Source organism: Flavobacterium sp. B330r, assembly GCF_056824325.1.
The window spans coordinates 3748029-3763512 of sequence record NZ_CP124860.1 but is presented as its reverse complement, the minus strand read 5'-3'; the positions used below and the strand labels follow the sequence as shown (position 1 = coordinate 3763512).

The 15484-nt window shown below is 33.8% G+C and carries 14 protein-coding genes; 2 read left to right on the top strand and 12 right to left on the bottom strand.

Annotation, left to right across the window (positions count from 1 at the left end; translation table 11 throughout):
• Window positions 1-10 precede the first annotated feature (10 nt).
• The 8 genes from QLQ95_RS16660 to QLQ95_RS16625 all read right to left on the bottom strand — a co-directional run bounded on the left by QLQ95_RS16660 (window position 11) and on the right by QLQ95_RS16625 (window position 8633).
• Entirely contained in the window at window positions 11-712 is a 702-nt protein-coding gene (locus QLQ95_RS16660; protein ID WP_482500692.1) for a sulfite exporter TauE/SafE family protein, read from the bottom strand.
• Between the two features lie 6 nt (window positions 713-718).
• Window positions 719-1168: a FixH family protein gene (locus QLQ95_RS16655; RefSeq protein ID WP_320492421.1), complete on the bottom strand. Its 450-nt coding sequence runs from the start codon at window positions 1166-1168 to the stop codon at window positions 719-721.
• 12 nt (window positions 1169-1180) lie between these two features.
• Complete coding sequence (ccoG, locus tag QLQ95_RS16650) at window positions 1181-2599, bottom strand: cytochrome c oxidase accessory protein CcoG (RefSeq protein ID WP_482500690.1); 1419 nt, start codon at window positions 2597-2599, stop codon at window positions 1181-1183.
• 10 nt (window positions 2600-2609) lie between these two features.
• On the bottom strand, window positions 2610-3545 hold the full coding sequence (locus QLQ95_RS16645; RefSeq protein WP_482500688.1) for a cbb3-type cytochrome c oxidase N-terminal domain-containing protein: 936 nt from the start codon (window positions 3543-3545) through the stop codon (window positions 2610-2612).
• Window positions 3546-3547: 2 nt separating this feature from the next.
• Complete coding sequence (locus tag QLQ95_RS16640) at window positions 3548-3742, bottom strand: cbb3-type cytochrome oxidase subunit 3 (protein WP_095930915.1); 195 nt, start codon at window positions 3740-3742, stop codon at window positions 3548-3550.
• Window positions 3743-3749: 7 nt separating this feature from the next.
• The gene (gene ccoN / locus QLQ95_RS16635) at window positions 3750-5936 is read right to left on the bottom strand and encodes a cytochrome-c oxidase, cbb3-type subunit I (protein WP_482500686.1); all 2187 of its coding nucleotides are present in this window, start codon (window positions 5934-5936) and stop codon (window positions 3750-3752) included.
• Window positions 5937-5938: 2 nt separating this feature from the next.
• Window positions 5939-6130: a cbb3-type cytochrome oxidase assembly protein CcoS gene (gene ccoS, locus QLQ95_RS16630; protein ID WP_095930917.1), complete on the bottom strand. Its 192-nt coding sequence runs from the start codon at window positions 6128-6130 to the stop codon at window positions 5939-5941.
• Between the two features lie 115 nt (window positions 6131-6245).
• Window positions 6246-8633 (bottom strand): heavy metal translocating P-type ATPase, encoded by a 2388-nt coding sequence (locus QLQ95_RS16625; RefSeq protein ID WP_482500684.1) that lies wholly within the window; start codon window positions 8631-8633, stop codon window positions 6246-6248.
• 202 nt (window positions 8634-8835) lie between these two features.
• On the opposite strand from QLQ95_RS16625, the gene QLQ95_RS16620 reads away from it, so the two are divergent.
• Window positions 8836-9519 (top strand): Crp/Fnr family transcriptional regulator, encoded by a 684-nt coding sequence (locus QLQ95_RS16620; protein ID WP_320492417.1) that lies wholly within the window; start codon window positions 8836-8838, stop codon window positions 9517-9519.
• Here QLQ95_RS16620 and mazG read toward each other — a convergent pair.
• The 3 genes from mazG to def form a co-directional block, all read right to left on the bottom strand.
• Complete coding sequence (mazG, locus tag QLQ95_RS16615) at window positions 9516-10286, bottom strand: nucleoside triphosphate pyrophosphohydrolase (protein WP_111424177.1); 771 nt, start codon at window positions 10284-10286, stop codon at window positions 9516-9518. The genes QLQ95_RS16620 and mazG overlap by 4 nt on opposite strands.
• Before the next feature lie 99 nt (window positions 10287-10385).
• The gene (locus QLQ95_RS16610; RefSeq protein WP_320492416.1) at window positions 10386-10871 is read right to left on the bottom strand and encodes a DUF5606 family protein; all 486 of its coding nucleotides are present in this window, start codon (window positions 10869-10871) and stop codon (window positions 10386-10388) included.
• Window positions 10872-10931: 60 nt separating this feature from the next.
• Window positions 10932-11522 (bottom strand): peptide deformylase, encoded by a 591-nt coding sequence (def, locus tag QLQ95_RS16605; RefSeq protein ID WP_482500681.1) that lies wholly within the window; start codon window positions 11520-11522, stop codon window positions 10932-10934.
• A gap of 199 nt (window positions 11523-11721) precedes the next feature.
• Between def and QLQ95_RS16600 the strand changes: the two genes are divergently transcribed.
• The gene (locus tag QLQ95_RS16600) at window positions 11722-13944 is read left to right on the top strand and encodes an FUSC family protein (RefSeq protein ID WP_482500679.1); all 2223 of its coding nucleotides are present in this window, start codon (window positions 11722-11724) and stop codon (window positions 13942-13944) included.
• A gap of 39 nt (window positions 13945-13983) precedes the next feature.
• Here the strand turns inward: QLQ95_RS16600 and QLQ95_RS16595 are convergent, their stop codons facing one another.
• On the bottom strand, window positions 13984-15477 hold the full coding sequence (locus tag QLQ95_RS16595) for a malate:quinone oxidoreductase (RefSeq protein ID WP_320492414.1): 1494 nt from the start codon (window positions 15475-15477) through the stop codon (window positions 13984-13986).
• Window positions 15478-15484: the final 7 nt, after the last annotated feature.

Here is a 15484-nt window from a genome sequence, read left to right as displayed (position 1 = left end):
AAATATCTTTTTAGTGGCAGTTTGGAGTCTGCCGCACAAATAAACTCATGTTTGAAGGAGAAATATAAGGAATACCCAATCCTAATCCGCGAAGGATAAATAAAACTCCAATTATAACTGCTACATACGGAATTGCCTTTTGAATTTTGTTTCTGAAAGGCAGTTTAAGCAATGTATTTACATAAACTACAATAGTCATCAAAGGAATTGTTCCGATTCCAAACAAAAGCATATAAAGCACACCAAAACCTGCACTCTGCATGGCAATTGCTCCAAACAAAGCAACATAAACCATTCCGCAAGGCAAAAATCCGTTTAGAAGACCAATTGTAAAAAGAGATTTATAACTCTTGTTTTTAAACTGACTTCCTAAATTCGCTTTAATTTTAGAAATGATTTTATATACTGGCTTAGAAAAATTGTATTGCGCAAATTTCTTCTCAGGAATCAAAACCACGACAATCATAATTACACCAATAATTATTGACATTTTCTGCTGTAATCCTGCGAGAAAAAAACCTCTTCCGAGCAATCCAAAAATCAACCCAATTGCTGAATACGCAGTTAATCGACCAAAATGATATGTCATAATCTGTGTTACTCTTTTGGCTTCATTTTGCCTATCTACAGGAAGCATCATAGCAATTGGTCCACACATTCCAACACAATGCAGACTACTTATTAAACCTAAAAAGAAAGCAGAGAATAACATTTTATTTTAGTTTACGTAAATAACTTCTTTAGTGAGATATTTTTTACCCTCATACTGCCACTCCATATTAACATCCCAGCGTCCTTTCAATAATTTTTTCTGTGGAATAATAATTTCTGAATTAGTTAAAGCAATTTGAGTATTAAAATCGAATTTTTTGTTTGAAGGTCTATACAATTGAATATTCCCTTTCACTTTGTCACTTTCAAATCCTGCAGGAAAAATTACCGCTACACCATCTTCAGTATATTTTATTAATGGCTTATGCTGTAAATCGTGTGCATTTTGAATCCTTGCCATTTCGTCCTGAAAGTGCGTATCGTGTTTGTAATATTCTTCAACTACCAGATCGTTATCGTATTTAGAATTTGACTGCACTTCAAAAACAAAATATAAAATGAATGTCATAAACAATCCGAATGCAATGACAATTCCAGTTCCCCAATTAAATTTCATAATACTATATTTTTAATTAAAACTACGCGGTCCTAAGAAATTTGTTGTTGTCGTTTCTATGAGTTCAGAACCATTATAAACCCCTATTTTTACTTTTGTTTTATCGCTTTCCAATAAAACTTCATCGATTTCGATGAATAATGTTCCTTGAGAAATTCCTTCTTTTGCAACTTTAAAATGCCTTTTTCCAACATTTTTAATTTCTCCTTTCTGGTCTATTAATTCAAAATGAATATCGTTGTAATCTTTCATCGTTTTGTTTACAATTTTATACGTGTAAACATTACTAATTTTTTCTCCATTATGCTGGAACAACTGACCAGGCAAACGTAAAACTACCGCTTGAACATCCGTTCTTAAAAATAGCATTCCAACAAAAATACTCAATAAAATAAAGAGAACAGCTGTATAACCTTTCATTCTTGCTGTAAACTTAAAAGGTTCTTTTTTGGCAATTTCATCTTCCGAAGCATAGCGGATAAGGCCTTTTGGCAGTCCAACAGATTCCATAATATGATCACACTCATCGATACAAGCTGTACAGTTTGTACATTCTAACTGAGTTCCGTTTCTGATGTCAATTCCCATAGGGCAAACATGAACACATTGAAGACAATCAATACAATCTCCTTTTCCAGTTAATGCTCTGTCTTCATTTTTCTTGAATTTTGCACGTCCTTCTTCTTTTTCACCACGAACAAAGTCATAAGCAACATTTATAGATTTATTATCTAAAAGAACACCTTGTAATCTTCCGTACGGGCAAGCAATAATACAAACCTGTTCACGAAACCAGACAAAAACAAAATAGAAAACTCCAGTAAATATTAGTAACGCTATAAAATTGCTCGCCTGTTTTATCGGACCTTGCTCAATCATTAAAAACAATGTGTCGCTTCCTACCAAATAAGCAAGAAAGACATTAGCAATAAGGAAAGAGATCAAAAAGAAAATAGTCCACTTAATCAGTCTTTTTCTAATTTTTTCTGCATTCCATTCTTGTTTTGCTAAACGAGTTTGCGCTCCGCGATCTCCATCAATCCAATATTCTATTCGACGGAAAACCAATTCAAGAAAAATAGTCTGCGGACAAATCCATCCACAAAAAATTCTTCCAAAAACAACAGTAAATAAAAGTATAAATACAACGCCGATCAGCATTGAAATTACGAAGAGATAAAAATCCTGTGGCCAAAAAGGGAATCCAAAAATATTAAAACGACGTTCGATAATATTGAACATCATAAACTGATTCCCATTAACCTTGACAAAAGGATTTATGAATAAAATTGCCAACAAAACATAGCTGACAATTTTTCTATAATCATAAAATTTACCAGACGGTTTTTTAGGAAATATAAATTTTCGTTTTCCACCTTCATCTATTGTTCCAATGGTATCTCTAAAAGCTTCGTCTGGTAAATTTGACATGATATTCTAATTATTTTTTAACTTGTGTGGTATCTTTTGGTGCTGCAGCGGCATCTGTTTTGGGAGCACTATCATCTACCCAAACTTCTCCTTCAGCTTCTTTTGGGTCTTTAGGATTACTTCCTTGTAAAGAAAGAATATAACTTGCCACTTTTTGTATTTCTTTTGGTTTAAGGGTTCCTTTCCAAGCAATCATCCCTTTACCATCTCTACCTCCATTTGTAATAGTGTGGAATAGATTTTTAATTCCTCCTCCTAAAATCCATTTATTATCTGTAAGGTTTGGACCAATCTGACCTCCAGCATCTGCACGGTGGCATGCGGCACAATTGGTTGTAAAGATTGTTTTTCCTTCATCCAAACTTGGTGCATCAGTTAGTAAAACAACTGTTTTTTCATCCATTAAATCTGGTGCTGTTTTCATGTATTCTGCAACATCAATCTTTGCTTGAGCTAATTCTTTTTTCAGCTCCATTTCTTGATCGTCGGCTCCTAAAACATCGTAACGAACTACATAGATTACTCCAAAAATGATACAGATGTAGAATAAATATACCCACCATGGTGGTAAATTATTATCTAATTCTTTGATTCCGTCATAATCATGATCCATCAATAAATCAGCTTCTTTCTCAATCGGTTCTGTTTTAGTCAATTTATGCATAAGGTTTTTAAACCAAGTGCTTTCTTTGAAGCTTAAACTTTCTTCAAGTTCTTTTTGCGCTTTTTCTTCTGGTGACAGCAATTGATACATCACTCGATTTACAGCGCTAAGCGTAATTTCGATTGCAATCAGAATAAACAAAAAGACAAATAAAAACAGGGCTACCATTGGGAACTTTACAAAAGCTGGCTTATCGCCTGAGTCTATAAAATATTCCATCAAAGCAAATACGATGAAGAAAATCAACGGTACTCTAACATATACTGGGAAAAACTTTTTCATTTTTATCTATCTTTTGTAATTACACTAAGTCCTTCATCTAAAGGTATATTACTCATTTCTTGAATTTTTTCTTTTCTATAAGAGAATACCCAAACGCCTAATCCTACAAAGAATAAGAAGAAAATTAAGAGGGAAATAATCGGGTAAACTTCTATACCCGATATTGTTTCCATATTGTGTTTTATTTGTTCAAACATAATGCTGTTATTTTGAAGTTTCTTTTACTTTAATATCAGTACCAAGTCTTTGAATATAAGCGATCAAAGCAACGATTTCTCTTTCGTTCATTGGAATGAATTTCTCGCCTTTTGCTTCAGCTTTTTTACGGCTATCTTCATAACTCTTAACGAAATCAGGATCGCTTTCTAAGTTTTTTTCTATCTTAACAGCCTGCTCTCTTAATGTTCTTTGCGCATTTTCAACCTCTTCTGGAGTATATGGTACCCCTAAAGAAATCATTGCCTGCATTTTCTTCTGAGTTAATGAAATGTCCATCGGTTTGTTATCAAACAACCATTTGTAACCTGGCATAATTGATCCCGCAGATGTACTTTGCGGATTCCACATGTGGTTAAAATGCCAATTGTCATTATACTTACCACCTACTCTTAACAAATCTGGTCCAGTACGTTTTGACCCCCATAAGAATGGATGGTCATAAACAAACTCACCCGCTTTTGACTGAACTCCATAACGTTCAACCTCACTTCTGAACGGACGAACGGACTGAGAGTGACATCCAACACAACCTTCTCTGATATATAAATCACGTCCTTCAAGCTCTAACGGCGTATATGGTTTTACACTTGAAATAGTTGGAATATTTGATTTTACCATTATTGTTGGAACAATCTGAATAATACCTCCAATTAAAATTGCAATAGTTGCTAAAATGGTTAACTGGATTGGTTTTCTTTCTAACCATGAGTGGAATTTCTCTCCACTTAATCTACTGCTTTTTATTGTCTGTAAAGCTGGAGCCTGAGCCAATTCATCTTCAATTGTATTACCAGCTTTTACAGTCATAATAATATTATAAACCAAGGTCAGCATACCTGTTAGATACAAACTACCTCCAATAGCTCTCATCCAATACATTGGCATAATAGCCGTTACGGTTTCAAGGAAGTTACCATAAGTTAAAGTACCATCTGGATTAAATTGTTTCCACATTGATGCTTGTTGGAAACCAGCCACATATAACGGAATTGTATACACAATAATACCTAAAGTCCCAATCCAGAAATGGAAGTTTGCTAATTTCTTAGAGAATAGCTCTGACTTTGTCATTCTTGGAATCAGCCAATAGATAATACCAAATGACATGAAACCATTCCAAGCTAAAGCCCCTACGTGTACGTGTGCTACGATCCAGTCCGTATAATGCGCAATAGCATTTACGTTTTTTAAAGATAACATCGGACCTTCAAAAGTTGCCATACCGTAACCTGTAATTGCCACTACGAAGAATTTTAAAACGGGTTCTTCACGAACTTTATCCCAAGCTCCTCTTAACGTAAGAAGACCATTGATCATACCTCCCCAAGATGGAGCAATTAACATTACTGAGAATGCAACCCCTAAATTCTGAGCCCAGTTTGGCAATGCAGAATATAATAAGTGATGAGGTCCTGCCCAGATATATATAAAGATTAAAGACCAAAAGTGAATAATAGATAATCTATAAGAATAAACAGGTCTGTTTGCAATTTTTGGAACGAAATAGTACATTAATCCCAAGAAAGGGGTTGTAAGGAAGAATGCCACCGCATTATGCCCGTACCACCATTGCACAAGTGCATCCTGAACACCTGCATATACAGAGTAGCTTTTTAAAGCTGAAACCGGAATTTCTATATTATTAAAGATATGAAGTACTGCTACCGTTACAAATGTTGCTAAATAAAACCAGATTGCAACATACAAGTGACGCTCTCTACGACGCAGCATGGTTCCAATCATATTGATTCCCATTACCACCCAAATTAAAGCGATTGCAATGTCAATTGGCCACTCTAGCTCTGCATATTCTTTAGAAGAAGTATAACCTAACGGAAGTGTAATTGCGGCTGCTACAATAATTAACTGCCATCCCCAGAAATGAAGATTACTTAAAAAATCACTAAACATTCTGGCTTTTAGCAATCTTTGTAGCGAGTAGTACATACCAGCAAAGAAAGCATTACCCACAAAGGCAAAAATAACTGCATTGGTGTGTAACGGTCTCAAACGGCCGTAACTAAGCCACGAAATCCCATCTGTAATGTTGGGAAAAAGGTACATTACCGCAAGGGTAAGTCCCACTAACATACCCACAACACCAAATAGTATTGTGGCGTAAATGAATTTTTTTACAATTTTGTTGTCGTAATAAAACTGTTCCATTTCCATAATTATACTTGTTTTTCTTCGATTGGTGAATTATTATTTTGGGAATTAATTTTGGTTTCGTCATCAAAAAGAATTCTGACTGAAGGGGTATAATCATCATCGTACTGTCCAGACTTGACAGCTGCGATAAAGGCAATAAAGAAACAGATTGCCACAAAAATACTTACTGAAATTAATAGATAAATAACACTCATACCTTAGATTTATATTAACAAAATTACTTCGTTAAGGGCGCATAAAATATGATAATTATCATAAACAAAAAGATATGTTAAATTTATAAAAAAAATCTTATTATATAATTTATAATCATTCTAAATTTCTGTTACTGAAATAGTTAGACATAAAAGTGACAAAACTTACAATAGTAATTGTACTCAACGGCATAATGATCGCAGCAACCAATGGAAGTAGGTTTCCTGTAACCGCAAATGCGAGCCCGACAACGTTGTAAAGCAATGAAAGTCCGAAACTCATTTTAATAATAGAAATCGCTTTGTGTGAGAGCTTTAAAAAGTAGTTTAAACGTGAAAATTCTGTTGCATCTAGAATTGCATCGCATGCAGGTGAAAAGACATTTACATTCTCTGAAATAGAGATCCCGACGTTGCTTTGCGCCAGCGCTCCAGCATCATTCAGCCCGTCACCAACCATCATTACATTTTGCCCATTTTCCTGAAGTTTTTTTATGTATTCGAGTTTTTGCTCTGGTTTCTGATTAAAAATCAGCTCAGTTCCTTTTGGAAGAATCGCTTCTAAATTAGCTCTCTCACCATCATTATCTCCAGAAAGCACTTTGATTTTATAAGCTTTACTCAGATCTTCAAAAAGTTTTTCTAAACCTTCACGATATTGATTTTGAAAAGTAAATTTCCCAAAATAACTCCCTCCTATTTTGATATGCAATGCTGTTTTTTCAATTTCCGAACCATCTACAACTATATCATTTACAAATTGTCCTGAACCAATTTTAATTTCTTTTTCGTCAACAATTGCCAAAATTCCTTTTCCTGTAATCTCTTGAAATTCTTCTACAGCGACACGTTTAGCTTCTGGCAGAAAATCATACAGCATTCTGCTTAATGGATGATTTGATCCTCGCAATACATTTTTAATCAATACAATATCTGAATCCGAAATAGCATTTCCTTCATACATTATATTCGATTTTTTATTCGTTGTAATTGTTCCTGTTTTATCAAAAACAATCGTATCCACCTTAGCAAGTTGTTCGATTACAATCGCGTTTTTCAGATAAAATTTCTTTTTTCCTAAAATTCGCAATATATTTCCAAAAGTAAACGGAGCCGTAAGAGCCAATGCACAAGGGCAAGCTACAATTAATACGGCTGTAAAAACATTAAAAGCAGTATTGGCATCAATAAAAATCCAATAACCAAAACCACCAAATGCAATTAGTAATAAAATAGGGGTAAAATATCGGCTTATTGCATCTGTTATGGTTTTGTGTTTCTGATCTACTTTCTTCTGAAAAATTTCGTTACTCCATAACTGAGTCAGATAACTTTGTGAAACAGAATGCAATACTTCCATTTCTATTACTTTTCCAATCTGTTTCCCTCCTGCAAATATTTTATCTCCAGACTTTTTAGTAATTGGCACTGCTTCTCCTGTAACAAAACTATAATCTATCTCTGCACTTTCGCTAATTAAAATTCCATCAACGGGTATAAGCTCTTGATTTCTAATCAATAATCGATCTCCTTTTAAAACATCATAAATAGCGACATTATCTTCGGTAGCATCTTTATTAATTTTAGTAACAGCAATCGGAAAATACGATTTAAAATCTCTTTCAAAGCTTAAAAAACTATACGTTTTAATTTGAAACATTTTACCAAGAAGCATAAAAAATACTAAACTGGCTAAACTGTCAAAAAATCCTGGACCGTGATCCATTAGCATGTCGTATGTACTTCGAATAAACATCACGATAATACCTAAAGCAATCGGAATATCAATGTTAAGCATTCTAGTTCTAATGCTATGATAGGCAGAAATATAATACCCGCTTGCCGAATACAAGAAACTTGGTAATGCTAAAAGAAAAATCAGTAATCTGAAAAACGGCTTGTAACTATCCAACCAGAATTCTTTCATTTCGAAATATTCTGGAAATGAAAGCAGCATAATATTTCCAAAACAAAAAAATGCGACTCCAAGTTTATACGTTAAACTCCTGTCTACCTTTGCCTTTGCTGTTCCGTAATTTTCTAGACTTATATAAGGTTCGTAACCAATAGAACTTAAACGATAAACAATTTCTTTTAAAGAAACGACATCTGAATTAAACGTAATTCTAACTTTCTTTTCGTGAAAGTTAACTTGAGAAGTACTAATTCCTGGCTGAAGACGATTTAGGTTTTCTAAAATCCAGATACAAGAACTGCAATGGATATGCGGAATATTGAGCGAAACAATCGAAGTGTTTCCTTCCTGAAATTCCAAAACCTTTGCTAGTATGGTTTCATTTTCTAAAAAATCATATTTTCCTTTGATGTCTTGCGGAGTGGCGCCTGGAGACTTTTCAAAATCATAATAAGATGTTAGGTCATTGATGCTGAAAATTTCGTAAACTGTTTTACAGCCTGTGCAACAAAACTTTTTATCATCAAAATCAATTTCTTCATTTTGTTCAATAGTTAAACCACAATGAAAACAACTTTGCTCCCTCATAAACTTGTTTTTATTTGTTGCAAATTTCCAATTAAAGCGTAATTTTTAAGATGACAATTATCATGTTATTTTGAAATCGGATTCCTAAATTTATAAAATAAAAAGCTCCAACGAGAGTAAACCCTAATTTATAATAATTTTACCTTATTATGGTGGTTAAAACCCTTAAATATGCTTATTTTTGCAGCAAACAAATATTGTCATGAACAAATGTGATCAATGCATTGTACGTCAGCTAAGCTCATTAAAAGCCCTTAACAAAGAAGAAGTTATTAAATTAGCCAGCAGTAAAACCTCTTACAAGATTAAAAAAGGTGAAGCCATTTTTGAAGAAGGCGAAGTAACCAATGGCGTTTTTTGTATAAAAGATGGTGTTGGTAAGCTTTCAAAATTGAGTGCAAACGGAAAAGATCAAATTGTAAAACTAGTTAAATCTGGTGAACTACTTGGACAGCGCTCGATGATTAGTAACGAGCCGGCAAATTTGACTGCAAAAGCGATTGCCGACATGGAGGTTTGTTTTATTCCTAAAACTGAAATCATCAATTTCTTTAATAGCAACAATCAGTTTTCATTAAATCTGATGCAGTCTGTGTGCGAAGATTTAAAAGAATCTGAAAACGAAAAAATTGCTTTAGTACAGAAAACCGTTAAACAGCGACTTGCCGAAACTTTATTGCAATTACATGACGAGTTTGGAGAAGATACTGATAAAACACTTAAAGTTCAGCTAACAAGAGAAGAACTTGCAGGAATTATTGGTACGGCAACAGAAAGCTGCATTCGTTTATTATCTGATTTTAATAAATTGGGGCTAATAGAATTAGTTGGTAAAAAAATTATGCTTAAAGACGTTCGCGCTTTAAAGAAATTAGCCGACAACTAGAGTTTTTTAGCTTCATTCCAGAAAACGTCCATTTCTGTAAGTGTCATATCCATTAATGGCTTACCTAATTCGTTTGCTTTACTTTCTAAGTATTGAAAACGCTTAATAAACTTTTTATTGGTTCTTTCTAACGCGTCTTCTGGATTTACATTTAAGAATCTTGCGTAATTAATCATAGAAAACAAAACATCTCCGAATTCGTCTTCGATTTTATCTTGGTTTCCAGATTTTACCTCGTCTTGCAATTCTTGTAATTCTTCTTGAACTTTATCCCAAACCTGATGAGGTTCTTCCCAATCAAAGCCCACACCTTTAACTTTATCTTGAATTCGGCTTGCTTTCACTAAAGCAGGAAGACTTCTTGGCACACCTTCTAAAACAGATTTTTTACCTTCTTTCAGTTTTAGTTTTTCCCAATTTTGTTTTACTTCTTCTTCATTTTCTACTTTTACATCTCCATAAATATGAGGATGACGGTGAATTAGTTTCTCGCAGATTTCATTACAGACATCAGCAATATCAAAATCATTGGTTTCGCTACCTATTTTGGCATAAAAAACAATATGAAGCAGTAAATCTCCCAATTCTTTTTTAACTTCATTTAAATCATTATCCAGAATAGCATCGCCCAGCTCGTAGGTTTCTTCGATTGTGAGATGTCTCAATGTCTGCAAAGTTTGCTTTTTATCCCATGGACATTGCTCACGAAGTTCATCCATGATATTCAATAATCTCTCAAATGCTTTTAACTGGTTTTCTCTGCTCATTTTGAAGTTTTCTTTTGATTTAAACTCGATTCTGTAAAATTAAAAAATCCTGTCAAGAAAACATCTTAACAGGATTATTTTATGTTTAAAGAAAAACTATTATTCTTCTTTTTTAGCTTTTGCTTTTTTAGCTACTGGAGCTTTTTTTGGTTTCTCTGCAGCAACTGGAGCTTCTTCTTTTGGTTCTTCAACTGCAGGAGCTAAGTCTGTAACTAATCCTTTTGCTTGAAGCGTATTGTACCAATTTAATACTTTTTTGATATCTGATGGATAAACTCTTTCTTCGTCGTAATCTGGAAGAATTTGTTTGAAATAAGCAGACAAAGTAGCGTTATCTTCTTTATGAGAAATAGCTTGTCCTTTATTTTCTTTAACGGCAATCTGCTGCATTACTTCAGTTAACGGTTTTTCACCTTCATAAGTATAAATCGAAATTTCAGACAATAAACTTACATTGCTTTTTAGATTTACAGTAATCTTCTTCCCATCAATTAATGATTCCGCCACAAAACCTGTACGAGTTTGTACTTTTAATTCGTATAAACCTGGTTTTCCTGAAATGGCTAAAATTTTCGTTAAATTCATTTTTATTAAAATTAGTATTAAGAATTTGATTTATTTTTTGTTTCTAACTATTTAGAAAACTTACCTTGCTTTTTTAGCTGCGAAAAATTTCATTCTATATTCCTGAGACGTTTTTCCCTCAGTAATATTTTTCAATTTCTTTTGGATTAAACGCTTCTTAAGAGATGATATTTTATCTGTAAACAAAATTCCTTCAATATGATCGTATTCGTGTTGGATAACTCTTGCGATTAATCCGTCAAATACTTCCGTTTTCATTACAAAATCTTCTTCACAATATTCGATTGTAACAGTTGGTTTTCTGTAAACGTCTTCACGCACATCTGGAATACTTAAACAGCCTTCATTAAATCCCCACTCTTCTCCTTCTTCTTTAACGATTTTAGCATTGATAAAAGTCTTCTTAAAGCCTTTCAAATCTTTTTGTTCCTCTGAAGGAAGATCCTCATCATCACTAAAAGGCGTTGTGTCTATAACAAACAAACGAATTGGAAGCCCAACCTGCGGTGCAGCAAGTCCAACTCCATACGCATTGTACATCGTCTCGTACATATTTGCGATCGTTTCTTTTAGGTTTGGATATTCTGATGTAACGTCCTGCCCTACTTTTCTTAAAACAGGATCACCGTATCCTACAATTGGTAAAATCATTTGTTTTTATTTATATTTAATATGCTGCAAAAACAGAATTAAAGTTATGCTATTTCAGCTGGCAAAAATAGTAAAAAATAGTCAAGAATGATTCTAATAATCTATTATATCGCATTTTTTACAAGCTGTTAAAAATCTCATCCATAATTATGCCAAAATCACTCCTACAATTCTTACCTTTGTTAGTAAACCTCTTTTTATGATTGATAAGATTTCAAAATTTACAAACAGCACTTCTTTTTTCAATGCTTCCAAAGTAACTATTGCTTCTGTTGTTCCTGTTTTAGTTTTAAATTTTTTAGGTCATTTTGAAATTGGGTTCACCATCGCACTTGGAGCTTTTTACACCTATCCCAGCGATATTCCAAGTTCTCTTAGCCATAAAATAAAAGGATTAATTGCGGCCTCATTTATTGTTTCAGGTGTTAATCTGCTGGTAAATCTCGTTTATCCATATCCTTTTCTTTTTTATATCTTTTTAGGATTTCTATTGTTTTTATGCTCTATGATTTCGGTTTACGGGCAGCGAGCAACCCTGATTTCTTTCTCGGCTTTATTATCTATTTCTCTTTCTTTTGGACATTTACATGAAGGTTGGGAAGCTTTTGAATATTCTGGCTTTATTTTTATCGGAGGAATTCTGTATTTGGTAGTATCTCTTGTTTTTCATTTTGTACAGCCCTATAAATATGTAGAATTACAAATCGCTGAAGGAATAAAACTTACTGCCAAATATCTAAAACTAAGAGGTGATTTATGGAGCCCTGAAGCCAATAGAAAAGCTATAATCGAGAAACAACTAGCTGTACAGGTAGAATTGAATCTTATTCATGAAGATTTAAGAAAAATGCTGATTGGAAACCAGAATGCATCTGGAATTACAAGTCAGAATCGAAAAATGCTTTTAGTCTTTATTACTTTAGTCGAAATTCAAGAATTGGCGCTGTACACTTCTTTTGATCATAGCAAACTTCATGAAAAATTCGCCAAACATCCCGATGTTTTAAGAACGTATCAAAATGTTGCCTATAAACTGGCTTCAACCCTTAAGAAGCTTTCAAAAAATGTCCGTCATATTAGTGTTTATGTTGATAAACATGATTTGAAAAACGAATTGGATGCTCTTGAATTTGCCATTTTTGATTATGAAAAAATATTAGGTAAAGAAGAAGCCGCAGAAGGTGTTTTAATGCTAACCAATATGTTGAAATATGCTAAAAATCAGGTTGGAAAAATCAAAACCATTCAGCGCGCACTTTCTCTAGCCATGCAGTCTTATAAACTAAAAGACAAAGACAAGGAGCTTGAAAAATTCCTTACGCCACAATATTATCCGTTGCGAACTTTAATCGAAAATTTAAGCTATTCTTCTTCGATTTTCAGACATTCGATACGATTAACCATTACTATTTTAATCGGTTTCTTTCTCGGACAAGTGCTTCCATTTCAAAACGTATATTGGATTCTGCTTACGATTGTAGTAATCATGCGCCCTGGTTACGGCTTAACAAAGGAACGATCTTACAACAGGATGTTCGGAACTGTTTTGGGAGGATTTATAGCTTTCGGAATTGTATCGGTTATTCAGAATCACGTAGCATTAAGCATTTTCTCTATTGTTTGTATGCTTTTGGGAATTTCATTTACCCAAATCAACTATAAGATAAGTGCGACATTTGTTACGATGTATGTCGTTTTTATTTACGGAATTCTTACCCCAGATATCAATGAAGTAATCCAATACAGAATCTTAGATTCGCTTGCCGGAGCTATTTTAGCCTTTATTGCCAATCAGTTTTTATGGCCTGCGTGGGAATTTATCAATACGCCTATTCATATCGAAAACACGATTCGAGCGAACAGGAATTATCTCAAAGAAATTGCAGATTTTTATAACAAAAAAGGAGAAGTTCCTACTTCTTACCGTCTTGCAAGAAAAAATGCTTTTGTTGAAATAGGCAATTTAATGACTTCTTTCCAGCGCATGATGCAAGAGCCAAAATCGAAACAGAAGACCATGCCTTTGGTTAACAAATTGGTAGTTTTAAACCACTCTTTATTATCTGCTTTGGCTTCATTGTCAACTTATATTCAGTCACACCAAACCACTTCTGCATCAGATTCTTTTAATTATATCATCAAAACAATTTTAGCCAATTTGGATCATTCTATTTCTGTTTTAAGAAATGAAGTTATTATAAAGGATACTTTTTTTGAAAAAGAAGATGTGACTTTGCAATTTGAAGAATTAAAGCGAAGGCATTTTACGCGCTTAGCCGAAGATGATGATTTGGATAAAGAAACGCGTCAAGCCAAAATGCAGGAAGCACAAATGGTAATTGAACAATTGATCTGGATGAGTAATCTGGCTGAAAAAATTCTAAAAAACACAACCGACCTAAAAAAAACAAATCCAGATTAATTCATCTGGATTTGTGTTTTATTCAATATAAGGAAAAGCTTAATTTAATTTTAAAACTTCTGCTGTTTGTTTTCTAAGCTCTTCTAAAAGTTCTGGCTTATCATTTAAAGTCTGACCATAAGAAGGAATCATTGTTTTTAATTTTGCTTGCCATTCTGGTGTTTTAATTTGATGTGTAAAACATCTGCTGATCAAATCAACCATAATTGCTACAGCTGTAGAAGCACCTGGAGATGCACCTAATAAAACCGCCAACGTTCCGTCATGCGTATTAATTACTTCGGTACCAAATTCTAAAACTCCGCCATCTTTTTCATCTTTTTTGATAACCTGAACACGCTGTCCTGCTTTTTCCAATTTCCAATCTTTTGAACGAGCTGTTGGAAGATATTCGCGTAAAGCTTTCATTCTATCTTTTGGCGACTGGCGAACTTGCTCGATCAAATATTTTGTTAATGGAATATTATGATATCCTGCAGCCAGCATCGGAATTAAATTGTTAGGCTTAATAGATAACGGTAAATCTAAATAAGAACCATTTTTCAAGAAACGAGTTGAAAATCCTGCAAATGGACCAAAAAGAAGTGCTTTTTCTCCATCAATTACACGAGTATCAATATGGGGAACAGACATTGGAGGAGCTCCAACACTTGCTTTTCCGTAAACTTTTGCTTGGTGTTTTGCAATTACCTCAGGATTTGTACATTTTAGCCATTGTCCGCTTACAGGAAAACCTCCATATCCATTTCCTTCAGGAACATTTGCTTTTTCTAATAAAGGAAGAGAACCTCCACCCGCACCAATAAATACAAATTTAGTATAGGCTTTACGAGTTTTTCCTGTCGACAAATCTTTAATTTTAATTCTCCAAGATTTATCTTCACGCTGTTTTAGTTTTTTAACCTCATGATTAAAATACAAAGAAACACCATCTAATTTTTCTAAGTAATTGAACATACTTCTTGTTAAAGCACCAAAGTTAACATCGGTACCAATTTCCATATGTGTTGCTGCTAATTTTTCGTCAGCAGTTCTGCCTTCCATTACCAATGGCATCCATTTTTGAAGTTGCTCAAAATCGGTACTGAAAGTCATATCAGAGAAAATTGGATTGCTTTGAAGCGCCTCAAATCTCTTTTTTAAATAATCTACGTTTTTATCTCCCCATACAAAACTCATATGAGGTACGCTTTTAATAAAATTATCCGGAGACGGCACTTTATTTTGTTGCACTAAATAAGACCAAAACTGGCGAGAAATCTCAAATGATTCTGCGATGCTTATTGCTTTTTTAGGATCGATGCTACCGTCTGCCTTTTCTGGAGTATAATTTAATTCACAAAAAGCAGAGTGTCCCGTTCCTGCATTATTCCAAGCATCAGAACTTTCAGCTGCTGCAACATCTAATCTTTCGTAAATTTCAATTTTTATATCTGGTTGTAATTCTTTCAAAATTACTCCAAGAGTGGCACTCATTATTCCAGCGCCAATGAGTACTACATCACTATTTGAACGTATGGTTTCGTCAGGCATAACAGTA